The 19,742-nt window shown below is 61.0% G+C and carries 24 protein-coding genes; 15 read left to right on the top strand and 9 right to left on the bottom strand.

The features are described from left to right. Positions 1-247, top strand: a 247-nt coding sequence (locus HNS34_RS19810) for a transposase (protein WP_235952828.1), incomplete at its 5' end; no start/stop codon positions are given. Positions 248-612: 365 nt separating this feature from the next. Here the strand turns inward: HNS34_RS19810 and HNS34_RS19805 are convergent. The 6 genes from HNS34_RS19805 to HNS34_RS19780 all read right to left on the bottom strand — a co-directional run bounded on the left by HNS34_RS19805 (position 613) and on the right by HNS34_RS19780 (position 5,121). After that, positions 613-1,101: a luciferase domain-containing protein gene (locus tag HNS34_RS19805; protein ID WP_172321815.1), complete on the bottom strand. Its 489-nt coding sequence runs from the start codon at positions 1,099-1,101 to the stop codon at positions 613-615. A gap of 24 nt (positions 1,102-1,125) precedes the next feature. Then, positions 1,126-2,169, bottom strand: coding sequence for an LLM class flavin-dependent oxidoreductase (locus tag HNS34_RS19800; protein ID WP_172321814.1), 1,044 nt, complete (start codon positions 2,167-2,169; stop codon positions 1,126-1,128). 60 nt (positions 2,170-2,229) lie between these two features. After that, complete coding sequence (locus HNS34_RS19795; protein ID WP_148057196.1) at positions 2,230-2,868, bottom strand: glutathione S-transferase family protein; 639 nt, start codon at positions 2,866-2,868, stop codon at positions 2,230-2,232. 7 nt (positions 2,869-2,875) lie between these two features. Further along, entirely contained in the window at positions 2,876-3,775 is a 900-nt protein-coding gene (locus HNS34_RS19790; protein ID WP_148057197.1) for an NAD(P)H-binding protein, read from the bottom strand. A 55-nt stretch (positions 3,776-3,830) separates the two neighbouring features. Next, a complete protein-coding gene (locus HNS34_RS19785; protein WP_235952827.1) occupies positions 3,831-4,652 on the bottom strand; it encodes a DODA-type extradiol aromatic ring-opening family dioxygenase in 822 nt (273 codons plus the stop codon). Positions 4,653-4,716: 64 nt separating this feature from the next. Then, positions 4,717-5,121, bottom strand: coding sequence for a DoxX family protein (locus HNS34_RS19780; RefSeq protein WP_148057199.1), 405 nt, complete (start codon positions 5,119-5,121; stop codon positions 4,717-4,719). Between the two features lie 138 nt (positions 5,122-5,259). Here HNS34_RS19780 and HNS34_RS19775 point away from each other — a divergent pair, with 138 nt between their 5' ends. Beyond that, positions 5,260-5,628, top strand: a complete 369-nt coding sequence (locus tag HNS34_RS19775; RefSeq protein ID WP_235952826.1) for a winged helix-turn-helix transcriptional regulator — start codon at positions 5,260-5,262, stop codon at positions 5,626-5,628. Positions 5,629-6,313: 685 nt separating this feature from the next. On the opposite strand, the gene HNS34_RS19770 is transcribed toward HNS34_RS19775, so the two are convergent. The 3 genes from HNS34_RS19770 to HNS34_RS19760 are packed head-to-tail and all read right to left on the bottom strand — an operon-like array spanning position 6,314 to position 8,456. Further along, positions 6,314-6,703 carry a hypothetical protein gene (locus HNS34_RS19770; protein ID WP_172321813.1) on the bottom strand — a complete coding sequence of 130 codons (390 nt, stop codon included), beginning with the start codon at positions 6,701-6,703 and terminating at the stop codon, positions 6,314-6,316. Beyond that, positions 6,700-8,007 (bottom strand): recombinase family protein, encoded by a 1,308-nt coding sequence (locus HNS34_RS19765; RefSeq protein ID WP_172321812.1) that lies wholly within the window; start codon positions 8,005-8,007, stop codon positions 6,700-6,702. Before HNS34_RS19765 ends, HNS34_RS19770 begins: the two co-directional genes overlap by 4 nt. After that, complete coding sequence (locus HNS34_RS19760) at positions 8,004-8,456, bottom strand: DUF2924 domain-containing protein (protein WP_172321811.1); 453 nt, start codon at positions 8,454-8,456, stop codon at positions 8,004-8,006. Before HNS34_RS19760 ends, HNS34_RS19765 begins: the two co-directional genes overlap by 4 nt. A 395-nt stretch (positions 8,457-8,851) precedes the next feature. Between HNS34_RS19760 and HNS34_RS19755 the strand changes: the two genes are divergently transcribed. From HNS34_RS19755 to HNS34_RS19695, 13 genes are all read left to right on the top strand, one after another. Further along, a complete protein-coding gene (locus tag HNS34_RS19755; RefSeq protein WP_172321810.1) occupies positions 8,852-11,101 on the top strand; it encodes a hypothetical protein in 2,250 nt (749 codons plus the stop codon). Between the two features lie 80 nt (positions 11,102-11,181). Continuing rightward, positions 11,182-11,427, top strand: coding sequence for a hypothetical protein (locus tag HNS34_RS19750; RefSeq protein ID WP_172321809.1), 246 nt, complete (start codon positions 11,182-11,184; stop codon positions 11,425-11,427). A 99-nt stretch (positions 11,428-11,526) separates the two neighbouring features. After that, positions 11,527-12,249 carry an RNA polymerase sigma factor gene (locus HNS34_RS19745; RefSeq protein ID WP_172321808.1) on the top strand — a complete coding sequence of 241 codons (723 nt, stop codon included), beginning with the start codon at positions 11,527-11,529 and terminating at the stop codon, positions 12,247-12,249. Between the two features lie 84 nt (positions 12,250-12,333). Beyond that, positions 12,334-12,594, top strand: coding sequence for a hypothetical protein (locus HNS34_RS19740; RefSeq protein ID WP_214647555.1), 261 nt, complete (start codon positions 12,334-12,336; stop codon positions 12,592-12,594). 18 nt (positions 12,595-12,612) lie between these two features. Beyond that, positions 12,613-12,966 (top strand): hypothetical protein, encoded by a 354-nt coding sequence (locus HNS34_RS19735; RefSeq protein WP_172321807.1) that lies wholly within the window; start codon positions 12,613-12,615, stop codon positions 12,964-12,966. After that, on the top strand, positions 12,966-13,499 hold the full coding sequence (locus HNS34_RS19730) for a hypothetical protein (RefSeq protein WP_214647554.1): 534 nt from the start codon (positions 12,966-12,968) through the stop codon (positions 13,497-13,499). Before HNS34_RS19735 ends, HNS34_RS19730 begins: the two co-directional genes overlap by 1 nt. Further along, a complete protein-coding gene (locus HNS34_RS19725) occupies positions 13,496-14,371 on the top strand; it encodes an ATP-binding protein (protein ID WP_172321806.1) in 876 nt (291 codons plus the stop codon). Before HNS34_RS19730 ends, HNS34_RS19725 begins: the two co-directional genes overlap by 4 nt. 20 nt (positions 14,372-14,391) lie before the next feature. Continuing rightward, a complete protein-coding gene (locus HNS34_RS19720; protein ID WP_172321805.1) occupies positions 14,392-15,018 on the top strand; it encodes a hypothetical protein in 627 nt (208 codons plus the stop codon). Positions 15,019-15,032: 14 nt separating this feature from the next. Beyond that, positions 15,033-16,715, top strand: a complete 1,683-nt coding sequence (locus HNS34_RS19715; RefSeq protein ID WP_172321804.1) for a DEAD/DEAH box helicase — start codon at positions 15,033-15,035, stop codon at positions 16,713-16,715. Next, complete coding sequence (locus tag HNS34_RS19710) at positions 16,712-16,921, top strand: hypothetical protein (protein WP_127657421.1); 210 nt, start codon at positions 16,712-16,714, stop codon at positions 16,919-16,921. Before HNS34_RS19715 ends, HNS34_RS19710 begins: the two co-directional genes overlap by 4 nt. Position 16,922: 1 nt before the next feature. Beyond that, positions 16,923-17,129, top strand: coding sequence for a DUF6511 domain-containing protein (locus tag HNS34_RS19705; RefSeq protein ID WP_172321803.1), 207 nt, complete (start codon positions 16,923-16,925; stop codon positions 17,127-17,129). Continuing rightward, entirely contained in the window at positions 17,129-17,887 is a 759-nt protein-coding gene (locus HNS34_RS19700) for a hypothetical protein (protein WP_172321802.1), read from the top strand. Before HNS34_RS19705 ends, HNS34_RS19700 begins: the two co-directional genes overlap by 1 nt. After that, on the top strand, positions 17,839-19,742 hold a 1,904-nt coding region (locus tag HNS34_RS19695), incomplete at its 3' end, for an AAA family ATPase (RefSeq protein WP_172321801.1). The genes HNS34_RS19700 and HNS34_RS19695, both read left to right, overlap by 49 nt.

Below are 19,742 nucleotides of genomic sequence, written 5' to 3'. Positions count from 1 at the left end.
GGCCTCGCTTCGCTATGCGAAGGCTCCGCTCAGCCCGCGCTACCGGCGGGAGTTACACCAACTGTTGGGACACTGCTGCAAGACGCCAGTCAAATACGACAAGAGGAGATACAAGCGGCGCAACCGCATCGAGATCATGTTCGGCAGGCTCAAAGACTGGAGGCGCGTCGCGACCCGCTATGACCGATGCCCGAAGGTGTTCCTCTCAGCAATCGCCCTCGCAGCTCTCGTTATCTACTGGTTATGAATCCTGACCCTAGGCCTTGATCGTTAACGCCAAGATCAGCTTTCTCTAAAGAAGCCTCTGCCACAGCAATCCGATCTTGAAGCACCGCGATCTCATAAAATTCGAGGAGTTTACCAAGTGCCTCGGGGGGCGGTACAAAGCTCACACGAACGTGCCGCAATAGGGCTGAACGCAGTTCGTTGATTTCCACCGATTGCGATACAGAAAATATCCTTGCTGCGACGTTCGCCAGGGCTCTTTCGGGTTCCAGTTGTCTGTCTCATGTCCCACTCCTCGGTGGTAACGATGAGCCAACAACCCTCTCTTATCAAATCGCCCTATTTGGACCCATAGGCGCTGACGTCAGACACATGGGGGAGCCAGCTTCACAGCCGGATCGACGCGGGGTTTGAGAGTTTTCCACGCGCGAAATCATAAGACGTAGCGAGGATTTTCAATGCTGTTTCGATCTCGGCTGTGTCCCGCGCGGCGAACACCATGACGGCGGTTGCGGGGATCTTGCCTGAGGCCACCATCGGGTGCGGCTCGCCCCATCCTTTGGCGAACAGTTCAAGCGTACATTCGATTGGCAGCATCAGATGCATGGAGCCGTCATAATGCGGATGCACATGGGCAAACTCATTTCCCACCATAAAAGATTCTCGACAGCCGTGGGCATGATCATGTGCCAGCCAAAGAGCTTCGGCTCCGGGGACAGAAATAATGCTGGGGCGACGCTCGACAAAGGGAAAATCAAATGCGCGCTTTTTGAGCTCTTGATAGGTACTGGCGTCGGGGTTTTGGCTTACCTGCTCGTGAGGCGCGCAATCGGTAGTCTCTGGTCGCGGGCCGATGCGGGGCGTCAGTTCAAACATTTCCAGCCTTTCTGGTTTATATGGTTAGGACCCCAGAGCCTTGCGGACGTCCGGTGCAACGCGGGTTCCCAGGATCTCGATCGCGTTCATCAGGGATTTTTGATCGAGCCGCCCGATCGCCATCTGAATGGTAATCCGTGTAAAGCCGAAAATTTCATGATGGGCGAGGATCTTGTCGGTCAGTTCTGCGGGGCCGCCCACGAACAACGCGCCGCTGGGGCCGCTCATGGTATCAAACTGTTCACGGGTTGCCGGGGGCCATCCGCGTTCTGCGCCAAGTCGGGTCATGACCTCATTATGCGGGCCACTGTAAATGTCGCGGGCGGCTTGACTGGTTTCGGCCACAAACCCATGCACATTCAGTGAGGTTTCAAGGATGGCCGGGTCGTGCCCGGCCTTGGTGGCGGCAGAGCGGTAAAGATCGAACAAAGGCGCAAACCGCACAGGTTCCCCGCCAATTATACCAAGCGCAAGCGGCAGGCCAAGTTTTCCGCCGCGCACCGCCGATTGAGGCGTTCCCCCGATACCCAGCCAGATCGGCAGCTTGCTCTGATAGGGACGTGGATAGACGCCCTGATGATCGACCGCAGGCAAATGTTTTGTGCCGGGCCAACTTATGTGTTCGGCTTCGTTCACCATCATCAATAGCCGGAGTTTTTCAGCAAAAAGGCCGTCGTAGTCATCCAGCGCATGACCAAACAGCGGAAAGGATTCAACAAAGGCACCGCGCCCGACCATGATTTCGGCGCGCCCCTGGGTCAGGTTGTCCAGCGTCGAAAACTGTTGAAAGACGCGGATCGGATCATCGGAACTCAGCACGGTAACGGCGCTGGAAAGGCGGATGTTTTTGGTTTGTGTTGCCGCCGCTGCCAGCGCCACAGCAGGATTTGAAACTGCATAGTCGGGGCGGTGATGTTCGCCAACGCCGAACCAATCCAGCCCGACCTGATCGGCCAGCACGATTTCCTCAACCAGATTGCGCAGCCTTTGGGAAGGGCTGACGCTGCCAGCTTGATCGGCGCCCGACTCTGCGCCCGACTCTGCGAATGTGTATATGCCTATTTGCACGATATGGCCTTCTTTGGGGCGGGGGCGAATGCCTCGCCCCCGCAGATATTTCCGTGGATTCTAAACGCCAAATAGGGCCCGAACAGGTGCAAACGCCTCCTTCCACGAAGCGCGCGCCTCAAGCCGTTCGATCCAGGCCGCGACGTTCGGGAGATCGTCAAGCGAGATATCAGACTGCACACGGTACATGAATGTCGAGGCCAGCGCGAAATCCGCAACGCTAAGATCGCCCGCGATCCAATCCTTGCCCGCAAGGCCGAATTCCAGCACTGCTAGGAACTGATCTACGTTCTTCAACTCGGCGTCTATGACGCTTTGATCCGCCTCTCCCATGCCGAACTTCGCTTTCAGGAACCGCTCGAACGACAACTTTTGCATTGCCGGACCAAGGTGAATTGTCTGCCAGTAAAGCCACTGATCCACCGTTGCCCGGGCCTTTGGGTCGTCGGGATAAAGACCGCGCTCGGGTTTCTTGCTTGCCAGATAGGAATTGATGGCGCGGGATTCCCATATCACGAAATCGCCGTCTGCCAGCACCGGCACCTTGGCATTGGGATTCATCGACAGGAATTCCACGCTGCGGTTGTCGCCGCCGCGTATGTCGACCTCGATGATCTCAAGATCGATCCCCAGTTCCAGGGCAACCGCCCGCACCCGAAGGGCGTTGGGCGAGAAATTGGCGTTGTAAAGCTTCATCATGGTTTCCTTATTGCGCCGGTGGGGTGAGCAGGGCCGCCTTGTTGGCAATCAAGAAATCACGCGCCGACTGGCCGGCCTGTCCGGTCAGTTTTTCCAGATCACCCGTTGCAACACTCAGATAGTCCTTGGCCATCGCCTCGTCGAAGGACGCAAAAACCTTTGCCATGAACTCTGGCAAGCCAGCGCCGATCATTGCCTGGACCAGATCGTCGGTTGAGATCGGGATATAGGGGATATCCTTGCCCGAGATTTCCGACAGGAAGGCCGCGATGTCGCTTTGGGAAAGCGCCGCGGGGCCGGTGATGTCCAAAACGCTTGAACCGGTTTCCTGCATCAGGGCCGCTGCAGCGGCGCGGGCGCAATCGGCGCGAGTAACATAGCCGGTTTTCCCCTCAGCGGCAGCGGCGAAGTGTTGCCCCATTCCAATGCTTTGCCCACCACCCATCAGCACCAGATCGGTGTAAAGGTTGTTGCGCAGGATGGTATAGTCGACACCGGTGTCCTTGATTAGCGCTTCGGTGTCGCTGTGATCTTTGGCGAACGTGATCGGGCTTTCCTCAACCGGGTTTGTCAATGACGTATAAACGATATGTGTGATCCCTTCCTTCGTCGCGGCTGCAACGGCGTTTTTATGCGCTGCCAGTCGCTTGCCTGGTTCCAGATCGTCGGTCGAAATGATCAGCAAACGCTTGCCACCCGCAAAAGCCGCGCTCAACGATGCGGGGTCGTTGAAATCACCCTTGCGGGCCTCAACTCCCTTGTCAGCCAGATCGGCCAGCTTTTCCGGCGAACGGGAGACGGCGATGATCGGACCGGCACCGGCCGCAATCAGATTGTCGATGACCTGTCGGCCAAGTTGGCCGGATGCACCGGTGACGATGAAAGGGCCGTTTTGAATGTTTGTCATTGGGTATTCCTCGATTTTTCGGGTTGGATTTGGATGTTCAAGCGTCTGATGGGATTCAGCCAAAGGTAAACGCGCTTTCGACTGCTCCGAGCACGTGATCCTCCAGCGTTTTCACGCCTTTGTCGGCAAGGGCGGCCCCCGCGACAACATGCAGCGGAATCAGATGTTCTTCGCGCGGGTTGGCATCGCGGGCACCAGGGGCGGCGTCCCACCGAGCCAGCATTTGATCACGCTCTGCTGGATCGGTGCGGGTGGCCGCATCGCTTAGCCAGCGGTCAAATTCCTGCCCGTTCACGGAATCGGTTGCACCACCCCGCATCGCATGCATCATTTTTTGCATGTTGTGATAGGTGTTGCCCGAACCGATGATCAGAACACCTTCATCTCGCAACGGTGCCAGTGCCCGCCCGACCGCAATATGCGCAGTTGGGTCAAGATCACTTCGCAAGCTAAGCTGCACACAGGGAATGTCTGCCTGCGGAAAGGCCACCTTGAGCGGGATGAACACGCCGTGATCGTAACCGCGCGCCTCATCAACGGGGCAGGGGAACCCGGCCGCCTCGACCAGCGTCTGCACCCTGTCGGACAGCGCGACATCGCCGGGCGCGGGCCAAGTCAGTTCGTAGGTGTGAGGTGGAAACCCGTTATAATCGAACAACAGCGACGGGGCCGGGTTTTTCTGCACCGTAAATTGCGGCTCTTCCCAATGGCCTGAAATCACCAGCAACGCCTTGGGGGCTTCCGGCAATGACGCGGACACATCGGCAAGGAACTCGCGCTGCCGGTTCCAGGTTTCTGGCGGGTCCCAGTCCATGAAGAAACAGGGGCCTCCACCGTGTGGAATGAACATCGTTGGCATTCGGGTCATGTACTGCATCCTTTCGTCTTTATTGCGAGCGAAGCCTGACGATCCAGCCCGCCTATGGTTGCTAAGATTCCGGTTACGCCGCGCTATTCAGCAAATCACCGTAGGGCGATTTCTTTTCGCGAACCCGGTTTTGCGTCAGGAACGATATGATCAGTGCCGCCCATGCGATGATCGCCGGCGGCCAGCCCGGATCGCCCGCAGCTATATGCGCTGAAGCGGCCAGCAACAGGTGCCAGAACATCGCCGCATAGGCGAAATCGGACAGGAACGTCGACGGGCGCCAAAGGATGACTACGGCCGCCACGATCTTTAGGATGGCCAACGGCCATATTATGTAGGTTGGGTACTTCAACAAGCCCTCATACATTCCCGCAACCATGTCATGCGCGGTGATGTAAAATGTCGCCCCGCCCAGATAGACCAACGCAACCAACCCGGTTGCCGCCCAGTATGTAATTTTCACAGATTTTTCGCTCATTTCGACGTCCCCTTTTTTTGTAATATTTGCCTGGGCATTCTTCCGAATGGCTCACCCTTGCTAGGTTTTGCTATTCGCTCTAGTATTATAAAGCGTCTTAGTTTTGAAAGAAAAGTAGGCACTGAAAAGTAACTGCCCTTGGAGAACCTCAAAATGAAACAAACAACACCGCCCGCGTGTCCCATGGACTCCATTCTGCGCTTGCTGATGGGGCCGTGGACAACTTATATTCTCTGGGTCCTCAGCGATGGTGGGCCACAACGTTTCGGGGCGCTGAAACGGGCTGTACCGGGAATTTCAACCCGGGTGCTGACGGAGCGGTTGCGAATGTTGCAGACGGCCGGTGTGATCTGGCGCGATCAGACGCAAACGATCCCGCCCGCGGTCACCTATGGTTTAACAAAACGAGGCAACGATCTGCGCCAAGTGCTGGAATCCTTGGGCGAAATCGCGCAGCGTTGGCAGGCCGAAGGCGCGTTTGGAACGGGCGACGTGGCGGCAGAATGATCGATTCGACGGTCTGCTGGTCCAGCAAAGCCGGTTCGTTCCGTCCCGCATCCTCCCAGTTCATTGACGGCGCAGCGAATGCCCGGACTGAATCTTGGGCTGTTGCAAGGTAGGGAATGACGGCTTCCGTGAAGTTACGCCGCGCCGCCGCGAATTCGATGCTGCTACAGCGAAGACGATTTGGATGTTCGCGTGAAATCCTGCTGCGGCAGCATCAGGCCGCTCAGTCCGCATAGCCGACCTCCGGCCGAGTAGGGATGCTGCGTAGAGCACAAACGACCGCTTCAGAGAAGCTGCGCTGCGGTATCCCTACCGCGCCTGATTGTCAGCTTTGGCCGCTCATGTTGGTTCAGGCTGATCGATCAGGACATCTCTGATGGGTCGAGTTCGGCATGGTCCCGGCGGAGAGTCCTACCGATTTGCGCGCGCGCAAAATTGACTCCTGTATTGACCGATGGTTGTGCGACATTGGAGCACAAGGGTGACGCGGGCGGGGAAGGTTTCGAAGCGGGTCAACAATAGGTCAACCTGCCTAACTACTTTGTTCCCCGTTTGGGCCCGTCCGCTGCGGTCGGCTGCGGCAAGGTGCGGTTAGAAAACGACGCCAGTTCAAGGGGTTACCGCGTAACCAGTTGAAATCAAAGGACAGGCGCCTTCCCGGAAGATTCGGCTCATAACCTGAGGGTCACTGAACAGGACTGAGATGCTGCTGCGCCGCCCATTCTGATGGAAATGGTCCCAGCAGATCAGCTAGATTCAAATCCGACGCCTGCCGTCCCTTGATGATCGCCTCCACGATGTTGGGCGCCAACAGGCTCAGGCGCAGCACTCGCGTCATGTAAGTAACCGCGATCTCTTCATGTTCGGCAAGTTCGGCGGTCGTCGCGAACTGCCCACTTTCCAGCATCCGCTTCCAGCGGAACGCGCGGGCCAGCGCCTTGACCAAGGTGTTGTCTATCTGGCGTTGGTTGGATGCCCCGTCCGGCAGCTGCATCTCCTTGCGGCCGCCTCGCTTCACGAGGCGGAACGGGATGTGCACTGTCACTGTTTCCGTCACTGGCGTCGCGCGGTTCATGCCGCGTACCCCACTTCGGCCATCATTTCTCGTGCCAGACCGGTCAGACCGTCCATCCGGAGGCTAACACTCAGGCCATCGGTGCCGATATCGATCCGTTCGATCAACAGTGCGGCGATGCGTGCCTGCTCGGCGGGGAACAGTTCGTCCCACAGCGGATCAAGATGGGTTAGCGCGTCACGGGCGTTGGCCTCGGTGATATCGCCATCCTCCGAGCGGGCTGCTTTCCACGTTCCGGCCACGATTTCGGGCTGGCGGAACACGGCGCGGAGTTGATATATGACGGCGGCCTCGATTTCGCCTGCCGGAACACGGCCGACCGGACAAGAGCCCGCGCCGTGCTTCAGCACTGATTGACTGACGTAGTACCGGTACAGCCGACCGCCCTTGCGGGTGTGTGTCGGCGAGAAGGCCGCCCCGTCGGGGCCGTAGAGCAGACCTTTCAGCAGCGCAGGAGTGTCGGCGCGTGTGCGCGCGGCGCGCTTGCGGGGGCTTTCGGTCAGGATGGCGTGGACTTTGTCCCAGACATCCTTGTCGATGATGCCATCGTGCTCGCCGGGATAACTGTCGCCCTTGTGTACGGCCTCACCGATGTACGCGCGGTTGTTCAGCAGGCGATACAGGTACTTCTTGTCGATCCGGTTGCCACGGCTGGTCTGGATACCGCGCGCCGCCAGTTCCCGCGCCAATTCCGTGCCCGATCCGATCTCGATGAACCGGGCGAAGATCCAGCGGATGTTGGCGGCATCGGCCTCCTTGATGACCAACTTTCGGTCCTTCACCTCGTAGCCCAGAGGTGGCACGCCACCCATCCACATGCCCTTCATACGGCTGGCGCGGACCTTGTCGCGGATGCGTTCGGCGGTTACCTCGCGTTCGAACTGGGCGAATGACAGCAGGATGTTCAGCGTAAGCCGCCCCATGGAGGTGGTGGTGTTGAAGGACTGAGTGACGGATACGAAGGTGACGCCATTGCGGTCAAACACCTCTACCAGCTTGGAAAAATCCATCAGTGAGCGCGACAAGCGGTCGATCTTGTACACGACGACCACGTCAACCAAGCCATCTTCGACATCGGCCAGCAGTCGTTTCAGGCCGGGTCGTTCCAGCGTGCCGCCGGAAATGCCGCCATCATCATATTGATCGCGGACCAACACCCAGCCTTCTGACCGCTGACTGGCGATGTACGCCTCGCAGGCCTCTCGCTGGGCGTGGAGGCTGTTGAATTCTTGCTCAAGACCTTCCTCCGATGACTTCCGGGTATAGACGGCGCAGCGCAGTTTTCTGACGATGGGTTTGGTCATGCGCCCCTCCTGTGATTTTTCAGGCCGAAGAACACCCAGCCGTTCCAGCGCGTGCCGGTGATGGCGCGGGCAATGGCGGACAGCGATTTGTAAGGTCGGCCCTGCCAGTCGAAACCGTCAGACGTGACGGTGACGAGATGCTCAATGCCCTGCCATTCACGGATCAGCCGTGTACCTACGATGGGCTTCAGGTCAGCGCGGATGCGGCTCTTCTTGCGGTCGCCACCGTCCAGCTGTTCGCCGAGAGCTTCCAGCCGCTTCACAGTTTCCGGCTTCAGGCCACCATAGGCCAGTTCCTGGATGCGGTACGCGAGGCGGCTCTCGAGGTAGCGACGATTGAACGGCGGCGGCTCGATGTCGAACAGCTCACGCCATTGCGTCTTCAGGTCTGGCGTTGGCGTTGTCTTCAGCGCGGCCAGGCGGACGGGAATGGGGTCTTGTTTGGTCATGTGTTTCTCCGGTGAGTTGGAGTTGCATGACGCCATTCGTCGGCCGGATAGTGTAGGCAACTTTCTCTTCTATTCTCAGATACCTCCGCCCGATCGCGCATCCGCAGGCGAACCAGCCCGATAGCCAGCAGGCCACACAAATCGGCACGGCGTTCCGCCGGGGTCATCTGGTCCGCTGGGAGTGGGTTGGGTCGTTTCATGTCTCTGGCAGCCGTGATTGGTGATGTTGTTACCAATCAAAAGCCACCCCGAAGCCCCTTGTGGGACATGCCGCACCCTGTGGCTACCTATAAGCGCGAACAAGTAGTGAACATCACCTCTTGCGAAAGAAAGTTTCGTCAACGATTATCCGAGGTTGAATCAGGTAGAGAGCAAACATTCGTTGAGGTGATTTCATGGCGCGCAAAGCAATTCCGATCGGTCCCAATATTCTTGCGTTGATCGAAGATGCGCGCATCGATTTTGCCCGAGCAGCACTCTCCGTCCGAGAGGGCGAAAACGAGCCAGATTTCGCCCTGCCAGATAACCCATCTGACCTGACAGATGACGATGCCGTGGAGGCGTTTCGGCTGGACCTCATCCAAACGCTCTCTGAATTTGATCAGGATGAACTGCGACCGGCAGAGCAGCGATCACGTAGAATTCGGGCGCTCGCAGACGGAAAGGGCGTGACCTCCCTCACGACGATTATCAAGCAGCAACTCGATGATACGCAGTCGCAGGAGTTCGACCGACAACCAGACCAGATCTGCAGAAGCATTTGGACCTATCTCAATGCGCGCGAAACGTTTGAGGACGCGGAAAGCTTTCATTTTGCTCGACAATTTCGTGAGCACGGAAAGCTTTACGACGCCTTCGAGGTCGAGCTTGAAAATCATGTAGCCCTCGATGCGACCGCAATCGACGAGACGGCACTGGCGGCCAAGATCAAGGGGGTGCTCGAACTGAAACCCGAGATTTCCTGCACGGTGAAAGCGCTCGATCTGCCCGCCACTGAAACACACGCCGCGTCCATCATGCTGATCGTCCGGCATGGCGGGCCGCTGTCCAGCGTCTATGACCATCGACACGACGGACGCAGGGGAACCATCTATTATCGACCACCCAACGAGGCGACGCTGATCTACACGCCATCGCTTCGTCAGATCGAGGTCTGTGCGGACAGCCCGGTGGTTCGCCAGACAGTCAGCGACTCGTTCGCCGAAGTTGCCCTCGGCCACGACATCTCCCAGAAACCTCTGACCTGGAAGCGCTATAACCTCTCGCGGTTTCGTACCTCGCTTCGTCTGCAGCCGCCGGAAATCGATGGCTATGCATTCGCGTTTGCCCGCGTCGTGGAAGCCGAGATCCGGCTCGGGATCTGGCGCCGCAAGCTGCAACTGAAGGTCGCCGTCGATGACGACATTGAAGAGGTGGCGGACAAGTATCTGGGGACCAGAAACATATTCCGCCGTGCCGAAGCTTTCAGTCGGATTGCCATTGCTGTCGCCTACAACCGCGTCGGCGATGACAAGGAGCGGGCGCTCAATCTCACGATCTCCGGCACGAAGAGCTGTAACCTGCAAAGCAAGACGGATCCCGAAGAGCGCGCCTTGGGATTCGCTCTCTTGAAAGAATGGGGGATCCTGAGCGCATTCCGGCAGATCGCGCCCGATGACCTTCAGGCAATCTTCCCCCAACTGGTGCAACTCCATGACCGCGTTGAAGATGAGGTCAGCGGAGGATACTTGCTGGAACTCGGGCTCGACGCCAGTCGCCTGATCGAGGGTGGGCTGCTTGAGCGCCGCGACCGTCAGGATGTGGTCCTGATCGACGATGACGACCTCGACGGGGAAGGCACCATGAAGCCGTCGGCGACAGAGGGCATGGTCAACACGGTGGGCCCGTTCGGCGAGGACGCAGGCAAGCGACCGGTGTCGGATGTCGAGATGTTCGCGATTAACGGCCAATGGCTTCACGAGACCCTCATGCGGCTGATTAAGCCGCTCTTGAGCAAGCGAACAGCCCAGATCCTCGACCCGGACCTGACCCTGCTCGGCGCAATGCAGGTGGATGGTGCCGAGGTGCCCGTCTATTTCGCCCGGCGCCTGAATGACCCGAGAACTGCCCAAAGGCTGGATTTGGCCTTGCGTGCGCGGAACACAGCTGGCGTCGGCATCATCCTCGCGGCCAGTGAGGAAATGCCATCGCATCTCGGCTCCAACGTGGTTGTGCCACTTCTGTCCCATCTCGCATCGGCGGACGAGGAAATCCTGTTCGCCCGCGACGGCATCGAACTCGGATATCGAAACAACCTTTCGCTCGCACGCGGGGGCGTGTCACCGCGGGTTGTCCGGACAGGTGCGCAGTCTGGCACCCTGTTCATTCCGGGCAAGGAGCCGCTGCACCTCACCGGGAACGATCAACTTACAATCTTCGAACGCCTTGTTGTCGCCGCCGGGAAAGGCAGTCCCGATATTCAGGTCAAAGCGCTGATGGAAGGCTTCGAATCCAGAAGCCCCCAACAGACGTTCCGGAAGAATACGTGGGACAGCATCCGGGACGTTTATATCGGCAAGGGTGCAAAGAATGGCTACTGGCGTCTGATGCTCGCCGGGCAACCGACCGAAGGTGTCTCCGATGCGCTGGTCGAAGGGCCCGTCTAACGTCGGTCTAACATGCGCCGGGAGACGGTCTAACAAATCGTTGATTATTGGAAAGGCTCACTCATCAGAGGAGCACTTCCATGCCGACTCCCGATACTTCCCGCCAGCCCGCCCAGATGAGCTGGACCGGTGGCGCAAAATCAAAACCCAACCCTTTGAGCCCGGAATGGCGCTGCACGCGCTGTGACAAGCTGCTCGGCGTCTGCCGAGACGGCCGTATGCACCTGCGTTTCGCGCGGGGCCACGAGTATTTCGTTGGCTTTCCGGTCGTGGCCACCTGTCGGGGCTGCGGAACGCTGAACCAGGCGCAATCACCTGCGCGCTAAGGCGCGCATCTCACCAATTTCCTGAAACCGCAGAGACGCACGACGTCCTGACCTGGCTTTGAGAAGGCGCTGGACGCCTGGCCGCAAGGCAGGCGTCCAATGTCTATCGCGTGGCACGAGATCCGTGATCACCTCATGTTTTCTTCATCAACTCTCGGTTTTCAAAACACCTTCGATGCTCTGCGGCGCAGCAGCGAACTGCTCGCACATTTCGCTGATCCCGCCGCTTTGCTGGACACGCTGAACGTCGGTGGCCGTGCGCCGGACGAGAAAAACCAGCTGCTGGTCGCGCTGGTCAGGGTCGCGCAGTCTGATGGCGAGACCGCCGATTGTGCCCTGACGCTGATGCTGCTGGCGCTCTGGCCGGGGCTGGATGCCGTTCGGCGCAGATCGATCTGGCGCAGGATCGGCACCGGCGACGAGGTTGCATCCGAAATCCTTGCACGAGCTTCCGAGGCCATTCGGGGTCTGGATCTGCAGCGGGTCAATTGGATCGCGGCGACCATCCTGCGGAACATTGAGCGGGACCTGATCCGAACGCGTCAGCGAGAGGACATGCGCCAGAGACTGCGCAGCGAGACCGACCCCGACGAAATACCGATCGACGTTGAAGTGCTGCGGGCCGACGCCAGCCCCGAACTGCTCCACCGCGATCTCGTCCGCATCGTCGGCACGGATGCGGATCTGGTGATCCGTGTGGCCATCGACGGGTTCTCTCAATCCGAGGTCGCGACCGAACTGGGGCTGTCTGAGGCGGCGACGCGCAAACGCTATCAGCGAGCAACTCGGCGTCTGCGCGATGCCCTGCAAGAATTTCGCTGATCGGATGTCCCGATCCCTGCTGCGCGGTGGCTTTTCCCATTCAGACGCCACCGCGCGCCCCACTCAAACCGAAAGTCGACCCGCATGATCCGCAAAGCCGACCTCTTGTCCGCAGACCTCAAGCGCATCCCCGGCCTCTACCGCCGCTGGGAGCTGCCGGAAATCCTGAAGAACCAGCGTGCATACCGCATCGAGAATGCCGGTGCCCACCAGGATGGGACGCCTCTCGTGGCGGTCTACGCCGACGCCGACACGGGTCAGCCGGACGACCAGCACAACGCCTCAAACCAAGACACCGAAGCGGTCTCGGTCCCCGCTGGGACGATGTCGCGGCGGCCTGAGTAGAGGCGAAAGGAGGAAATCATGTTCATGGGAACCACACCCTTTGTCACCGTTCGCGCCAGCCGACCGCTGTCCGAGATCGAGTTCTGCGCCTGGGTGGCGCAGGCTGTTCCCGGCGACCGGCTGGAATACCATCGCGGCTTTCTGGTGCTCGACATCTTCCCTGTGTTTTCAGGGCTGCCGGATGCGGCGCGGGCCGAATTGAGCAGGCTTGGATCGCGGGCCTTCTGGGCCGCTGAACTTGGTCTCGTGTATCTCGTGCAGGAGCGCGTGGGCCCGGATCAGTTCGCCTACATCGCCGTTGCCCGGCCCAAGCCCAAAGCCGCTGCCGTCTCGCTGTCCGAGCTGCTGCTCGCCGAACAGGAGGCCGCGTGATGCCCGCATTTCAACCCCTTTTCACCGATCACGGAGACCATTTCATGCCATTCCCCGAGAACACACCTACGCCTGACGATCTGCCATCTCTCAGCGCAGCGGAAATCGCGGCCCTGCCGGTCGAGTTGCTGGCGATCCTGCAGCGCGAGATTGACGAGCGCCTGAAGCGCGACAAGGCCGCCAAGATCCGCTTCGATGCCGGACTGGCTGTCCGCTACGCCACCCGCGCCGCTGAGGAACGCCAGGTTCAGGCCAAGGACACCGGCACAGTCCGGTTCGATGACGGCGATTTCACCGTGGTCGCTGATCTGCCGAAGCGGGTGGATTGGGATCAGGACCGACTGGCCGACATGGTCGCAAGGATCCGCGATGCCGGGGACGATCCCGCCGAATATGTCGATCTGGCCTACAAGGTGCCCGAGCGCAAATACGCCGCCTGGCCCGAGGCGATCCGTCAGGGCTTCGAGCCCGCGCGCACGGTGCGGCCCGGTACGCTGAAGGTCGAGATCCTTGCGCAGGGGGCAGACCAGTGAGCCTCCCCATCATCAGCGCTGACCAGCGACTTGCCGAGCCCCGCGGCATCAAGGGCTGCATCTTCGGCAAATCTGGCATTGGGAAAACCTCGCTGCTCTGGACCCTCGATCCCGACCGCACCTTGTTCATGGATCTCGAAGCGGGTGATCTCGCCATCGAAGGCTGGTCCGGTGACAGCATCCGGCCGCGCACCTGGACGGAATGTCGGGATTTCGCGGTGTTCATCGGCGGGCCCAACCCGGCTTTGCGCGAGGAGCAGCCCTATAGCCCGGCGCACTACGCCGCCGTTTGCGACCGCTTCGGCGATCCAGCCGAACTGGACCGCTACAACACCATCTTCGTGGACTCGATCACCGTCGCAGGGCGGCTGTGCTTCGGGTGGTGCAAGGGTCAGCCCGAGGCGCTGTCGGAGAAGACCGGCAAGCCGGATGTGCGCGGCGCTTACGGGCTACACGGCCGCGAAATGATCGGCTGGCTCACCCACCTGCAGCACACACGGGCCAAGAACGTCTGGTTCGTCGGGATCCTCGACGAGAAGCTCGACGACTTCAATCGCAAGGTCTTCCAGCCGCAGATCGACGGCTCAAAGACTGGGTTGGAACTGCCGGGGATCGTCGATGAGGTAATCACCATGGTGGAACTGAAGGCCGATGGTGGCGATCCGTATCGCGCCTTCGTCTGCCAGACGATCAATCCCTGGGGCTTTCCGGCGAAGGACCGCTCCGGCCGCCTGGCCCAAGTCGAAGAACCCCATCTCGGCCGCCTGATGGCGAAGATCCGGACGCCCGCAGCCCCGGCGACGGATCGCCTGACCTATAGCCAGCCGCCCGTCGATCCGGCCGGTGCCGACCAATCCCAACCGCAATCCTGATCAGAAAAAGGAGGTTCCCCATGGGTTCCTGGAACGATTTCAACGACGCGCAGAGCAACACCAACCTGATCCCGAAGGGTACACTGGCCAAGGTGCGCCTTACCATCCGTCCCGGCGGCTTCGACGACGCCTCACAGGGCTGGACCGGCGGCTACGCCACCCGTGGCTCGACAGGCGCTGTCTATCTCAATGGCGAGTTCACCGTGACCGAGGGTCAATATGCCCGGCGCAAGATCTTTACGCTGATTGGCCTCTACAGCCCCAAGGGTCCGGACTGGACCAACATGGGCCGCAGCCTCGTGCGTGGCATGCTGAACTCGGCGCGGGGGATTTCCGACAAGGACATGTCGGCGGAGGCGCAGGCCGCGCGGCGGATCAGTGGGTTTGCCGATCTGGACGGGATCGAGTTCATCGCGCGTATCGATATCGGCACCGATGCAAGCGGTGACGACAAGAACGAGATCCGCAGCGCGGTCACACCTGACCATCGCGATTATGCGCAGGTCATGGGAACGGCGCCCCTGCAGTTCAGTGGTAACGCCGGGCCGGGGGCCACTCCGCAGCAGAATGCTGCCGCCCCAACGTCCTCGTCCAATCCGCCAGCAGCCAACCCCGGTGCCCCCGGGCGGCCGAGCTGGGCACAGTAAGGGGGGGATCGGTCATGCGCCTTCGCCCCCGCCAGAAAACCTTTGTCGAGCGCAGTGTTGCTGCGCTCGCCTCCCGCGGCAACACGCTCGGCGTGGCACCCACCGGCGCGGGCAAAACCATCATGCTCTCGGCGGTCACCGGCGAGATGATCAGCGACGGTGCCAAGGCCTGTGTTCTGGCGCATCGCGACGAGCTCACGGCGCAGAACCGCACCAAGTTCCAGCGTGTGGTGCCGGAAGCATCCACCTCGGTGATCGACGCCACCGAGAAATGCTGGAGCGGCGACGTCACCTTCGCCATGGTGCCCACACTGGCGCGGGCGTCGAACCTGACCGACATGCCGCGCCTCGATCTGCTGGTGATTGATGAGGCGCATCACGCGGTGGCGGACAGCTACCGCCGGATCATCGACCGGGTGCGCGACGCCAATCCGCAAGCCCGGGTGTTCGGGGTGACGGCGACACCTACCCGTGGCGATCGCAAAGGTCTGCGCGAGGTCTTCGACAATGTCGCCGACCAGGTGCGTTTGGGCGAGTTGATCGCCTCGGGCCACCTCGTGCCGCCGCGCACCTTCGTGATCGATGTCGGCGTGCAGGAGGAATTGAAGTCGGTCCGCAAGACCAGTGCCGATTTCGACATGACCGAGGTGGCGGACATCATGGACCGCGCGCCTGTCACCGACGAGGTGATCCGCCACTGGCGTGAGAAGGCAGGTGATCGTCAGACGGTCGTCTTCTGTTCGACCGTTGCCCACGCGGACCATGTGACCGAGGCCTTCCGCGCGGCTGGTATCACAGCGTCACTGATCCATGGTGATCTGGCTTCCGAGGCGCGCAAGGCCATCCTGGTTGATTACGCGGCAGGCAAGACCCGCGTGATCGTTAACGTTTCGGTGCTCACGGAAGGCTGGGATCATCCGCCGACGTCCTGTGTCGTGCTGCTGCGGCCCAGCTCCTATAAATCCACCATGATCCAGATGGTCGGGCGCGGGCTGCGCACGGTTGATCCGGAGGAGCACCCCGGCATCGTCAAGACCGACTGCGTGGTGCTGGACTTCGGCACCTCGAGCCTGATCCACGGCACGCTGGAACAGGATGTCGATCTCGACGGCAAGTCCGAAACCGGCGAAGCCCCGACGAAAACTTGCCCGGCCTGCGCGGCAGAGATCCCGCTCGCCGCCACCGAATGCCCGCTCTGCGGCGAGGTGTTCCTGCAGGATGAGGGCGAAACAGGCGCGGAGGCAGTGCCACTTTCGGGCTTTGTCATGACCGAGATCGACCTTCTAAAGCGCTCCAGCTTCGCATGGGTCGATCTCTTCGGGACGGACGACGCGCTGATGGCCACGGGCTTTACGGCCTGGGGCGGCATCTTCTGGATGGACGGGGTCTGGTACGCCATCGGCGGGGCCAAGGGTGAGCGGCCACGCTTGTTGGGCGTCGGCGAACGCACCGTCTGCCTCGCGCAGGCTGATGACTGGCTGAACACCCATGAGAGTGATGAAAGCGCCTTCAAGACGCGAGGATGGTTGCGCCAGCCACCCACCGACAAGCAGCTGAAATACCTGCCGCCCGAGTGCCGGCACGACTTCGGCCTGACGCGCTATCGCGCTTCTGCCCTGATGACCTTCGGCTTCAACAAACGCGCCATCCAGGCAGCCGTGAACGCGGTGGCCGGATCCGAACGGAGGGCGGCATGACCCATGACATCTTCAACCCCCATAACAGCCGAGGAGCGGCGGCGTCTCTGGCATCCGCGTGGAACGCTCTGTGCTGTCTGCCGGCAACCCACGCATGGTTTTGGCTGGCGCGATCCTGTCCGGTCGAAACGGCCCCGGCCATCGGTCTGGTTCTGCTCGATGCCCTGCCAAGGCTTGTGGACGCATTTGGCGCGGGAGCGTTTTGAAATGGTTGACCTGACAGAAGAAGAACGCGCCGCCGTCACCGCCACCATGAAACGCATCGCCATGCTGATGGACGAGATCGGCTGGCATACCGCCTTCGCCGATCTGACCGAGGCGCAGGTGCGCGCCCTGATCGAGGAAGCCGTCGAGGGTTTCCGTGAGGCCATGTCCGACATCGCGCGGGCCCAGACTCCGGAGGTGCCGTTCTGATGCTGGATTTCAACCCGCGTCCCTCCATGGCCGAGCGGATCAACGCGCTGGTCGACGCCGCCCTCATCGCCGAACGCGAGGCCACGCCGCCCCGGACCTATCTCGGCGCGTCCCGCCTCGGCCACGCCTGCGAACGCGCGCTACAATTCGAGTTTGCCGGTGCACCGAAAGATGAGGGGGCCGATTTCGGCGGGCAGACGCTGCGGATCTTCGCAATCGGTCACCAGCTCGAGGAACTCGCGATCCGCTGGTTGCGCGCCGCCGGGATCGATCTGGCCACCCAGAAACGCGATTGCGGCCAGTTTGGCTTTTCTGTCGCGGGTGGTCGCATCCGGGGCCATGTCGATGGGATCATTGCTGACGCCCCGGCGGCACTGGGGCTGCGCACCCCGGCGCTCTGGGAATGCAAGACCATGAACGCAAAGAACTGGCGCGCCTGCGTCAAGGACGGCGTGACGGTCTCCAAGCCCGTCTACGCCGCCCAGATCGCGATCTACCAAGCTTACTTGGAGTGTTCGGTGCCGGGGATATCGGCGGCGCCAGCGCTGTTCACCGCGATCAACAAGGACACCGCCGAGCTGCATCATGAGCTCGTCCCTTTCGATGCGGATCTGGCGCAGCGCATGTCCGACCGCGCGGTGCGGATCCTGCAAGCCACCGACGCGGGCGAGCTTTTGCCACGCATCGCCGCCAATCGCGATTTCTTTGAATGCCGGTTCTGCGCCCACGCCGAGCGGTGCTGGAGGCAGGATCATTGAGCGACGACGGCATCATCCATTTCAACCCATGGACGGATTTCAACGACGCGGCCCCGCAGATCGACGTGTTCGGCGACGAGCCTGATCCCGAACAGATCGCGCAATTCATGCAAGTCGTCTTTGGTTATTGCGACGGGCTGATCCCGGTCCGCAGTTTCATCGACAAGGGCCAGGGCATCGATGGTCGCCCGCATAACATCTGGCTGGACGCGGATCAGTCCGCGCCGGAGAAGATGGCGACGTTCGCCACATGGGCCTCGCGGGAAGGCGCAGCCGTCTACGTGATCCCCGGCACAGTGGCCGCATCCGGCCAAGCCAAAGCTGCCGAGATCCTGCAGATGCAGACCGTCGTGGTCGACCTGGACACCGGCGACATTGCCGCCAAGCGCGCCCATCTCGAACGCCACCTCGGTGCGCCAACCATGGTTGTGGAGAGCGGTGGCGTGACACCCGAAGGGCAGCGGAAAGCGCACGTCTGGTGGGCGCTGACCGAGCCCGCCGAGGGAGATGACATCCGACGCGTCTGCCGACTGCGCGGTGACATTGCCGCCAAGGTCGGTGGGGACATGCACTTCCGCTCAGCCCACCAGCCGATCCGGGTGGCAGGCAGCGTTTATTACAAGAACAGCCTCAAGACGCGGGTACGCATCGTCGAACTGAATGCAGAACGCGAACGCGATCTGGCGGAGTTTATCGAGGCTATCGCCGACATGCCTCCCGCCCCGGGCGTTTCCCTGCAGCCCGAGTTCACCCATCCTGACAAACCGGCGATGGACGATGTGTTGATCACGCCCGTGCGCGAGGGCGCGCAGGACGATTGGTCCCGCTTCGAAGGGGCATCAGCCGCGATCGGGCATTTCATCCGTATGGTCCACGAGGGCCGGATGACAAAGGACGAGGGCTGGGAAGGCATCTGTGGCTACAACGCCGCCATGCTGCGGCCGCAGTGGCCGGTGGAACGGCTCAAGCGCGAGTCCGAGCGGCTTTGGAACCGGCATGTCAAGAAATACGGACCGCCCCTGATCCGGCTGACCAATGGTGCACCGGGGCCGGAGGAAATGCCCGCTTTCTCACTCGGTGCGTTGCTGGACGACCAGAGCCCCATGCCGGAGGACCTCATCGCGCCGCGCGTGCTGACGCCAGGCGGGCTGCTGGTGCTAGGTGGCGCGCCGAAGGTCGGCAAAAGCGACCTGCTGATCTCCTGGCTCGTGCACATGGCGGCAGGCGTGCCGTTCCTCGGCTTCACCCCGCCGCGGCCGCTGCGGGTCTTCTACCTACAGGCCGAGATCCAGTATCACTATCTGCGCGAGCGCCTGAAACAGATCGCCCTGCCGCCCGACGTATTGGCCGCTGCGAGGGACACCTTCGTCGCAACGCCAAAGCTCAAGATACTGCTCAACAACGAGGGCAGCATGCGCGTGGCGCAGGCCGTCCAGACCGCGTTCTCCGACGCACCGCCCGACATTCTCTGCGTCGATCCGATCCGGAACCTGTTTGACGGCGGGCCCGATGGCGGCGGCGAGAACGACAACACCGCCATGATGTTTTTCCTGAAGGAACGGGTGGAGGTCCTGCGCGATCATATCGACCCCGACTGTGGGGTAATCCTGATCCATCACACCAAGAAGCTCAGCAAGCAGCAGGTGAAGGACGATCCCTTCCTCGCGCTCTCCGGCGCCAGCGCACTGCGCGGGTTCTACACCTCTGGTCTGATCCTGCATCGCCCAGACGAGGATTGCTCGCAGCGTAAGCTGGAGATCGAGCTGCGCAATGGACCCGCGCTGCCGCCAAAGGTGATCGACAAGGTCGGCGGCCAATGGGTCGAGATCAACCCGATGAACGAGCGCCTCGTGGG

The sequence above is a fragment of the Alterinioella nitratireducens genome, assembly GCF_013155465.1.
GTDB classification, from domain to species: Bacteria; Pseudomonadota; Alphaproteobacteria; order Rhodobacterales; family Rhodobacteraceae; genus Alterinioella; species Alterinioella nitratireducens.
Note: the sequence above shows the minus strand (reverse complement) of the source record. Positions and strands in the feature narration are given on the sequence as shown.

Excerpts from the sequence above, each read along its gene's own strand:
- HNS34_RS19750 (WP_172321809.1), top strand. The coding sequence starts at position 11,182 with ATGCCGACTCCCGATACTTCCCGCCAGCCCGCCCAGATGAGCTGGACC.
- HNS34_RS19755 (WP_172321810.1), top strand. The coding sequence starts at position 8,852 with ATGGCGCGCAAAGCAATTCCGATCGGTCCCAATATTCTTGCGTTGATC.
- HNS34_RS19705 (WP_172321803.1), top strand. The coding sequence starts at position 16,923 with ATGGTTGACCTGACAGAAGAAGAACGCGCCGCCGTCACCGCCACCATG.
- HNS34_RS19805 (WP_172321815.1), bottom strand. The coding sequence starts at position 1,101 with ATGTTTGAACTGACGCCCCGCATCGGCCCGCGACCAGAGACTACCGAT.
- HNS34_RS19715 (WP_172321804.1), top strand. The coding sequence starts at position 15,033 with ATGCGCCTTCGCCCCCGCCAGAAAACCTTTGTCGAGCGCAGTGTTGCT.
- HNS34_RS19710 (WP_127657421.1), top strand. The coding sequence starts at position 16,712 with ATGACCCATGACATCTTCAACCCCCATAACAGCCGAGGAGCGGCGGCG.
- HNS34_RS19760 (WP_172321811.1), bottom strand. The coding sequence starts at position 8,456 with ATGACCAAACAAGACCCCATTCCCGTCCGCCTGGCCGCGCTGAAGACA.
- HNS34_RS19790 (WP_148057197.1), bottom strand. The coding sequence starts at position 3,775 with ATGACAAACATTCAAAACGGCCCTTTCATCGTCACCGGTGCATCCGGC.
- HNS34_RS19785 (WP_235952827.1), bottom strand. The coding sequence starts at position 4,652 with ATGCAGTACATGACCCGAATGCCAACGATGTTCATTCCACACGGTGGA.
- HNS34_RS19780 (WP_148057199.1), bottom strand. The coding sequence starts at position 5,121 with ATGAGCGAAAAATCTGTGAAAATTACATACTGGGCGGCAACCGGGTTG.
- HNS34_RS19740 (WP_214647555.1), top strand. The coding sequence starts at position 12,334 with ATGATCCGCAAAGCCGACCTCTTGTCCGCAGACCTCAAGCGCATCCCC.
- HNS34_RS19770 (WP_172321813.1), bottom strand. The coding sequence starts at position 6,703 with ATGAACCGCGCGACGCCAGTGACGGAAACAGTGACAGTGCACATCCCG.
- HNS34_RS19735 (WP_172321807.1), top strand. The coding sequence starts at position 12,613 with ATGTTCATGGGAACCACACCCTTTGTCACCGTTCGCGCCAGCCGACCG.
- HNS34_RS19720 (WP_172321805.1), top strand. The coding sequence starts at position 14,392 with ATGGGTTCCTGGAACGATTTCAACGACGCGCAGAGCAACACCAACCTG.
- HNS34_RS19745 (WP_172321808.1), top strand. The coding sequence starts at position 11,527 with ATGTCTATCGCGTGGCACGAGATCCGTGATCACCTCATGTTTTCTTCA.
- HNS34_RS19795 (WP_148057196.1), bottom strand. The coding sequence starts at position 2,868 with ATGATGAAGCTTTACAACGCCAATTTCTCGCCCAACGCCCTTCGGGTG.
- HNS34_RS19730 (WP_214647554.1), top strand. The coding sequence starts at position 12,966 with ATGCCCGCATTTCAACCCCTTTTCACCGATCACGGAGACCATTTCATG.
- HNS34_RS19765 (WP_172321812.1), bottom strand. The coding sequence starts at position 8,007 with ATGACCAAACCCATCGTCAGAAAACTGCGCTGCGCCGTCTATACCCGG.
- HNS34_RS19700 (WP_172321802.1), top strand. The coding sequence starts at position 17,129 with ATGCTGGATTTCAACCCGCGTCCCTCCATGGCCGAGCGGATCAACGCG.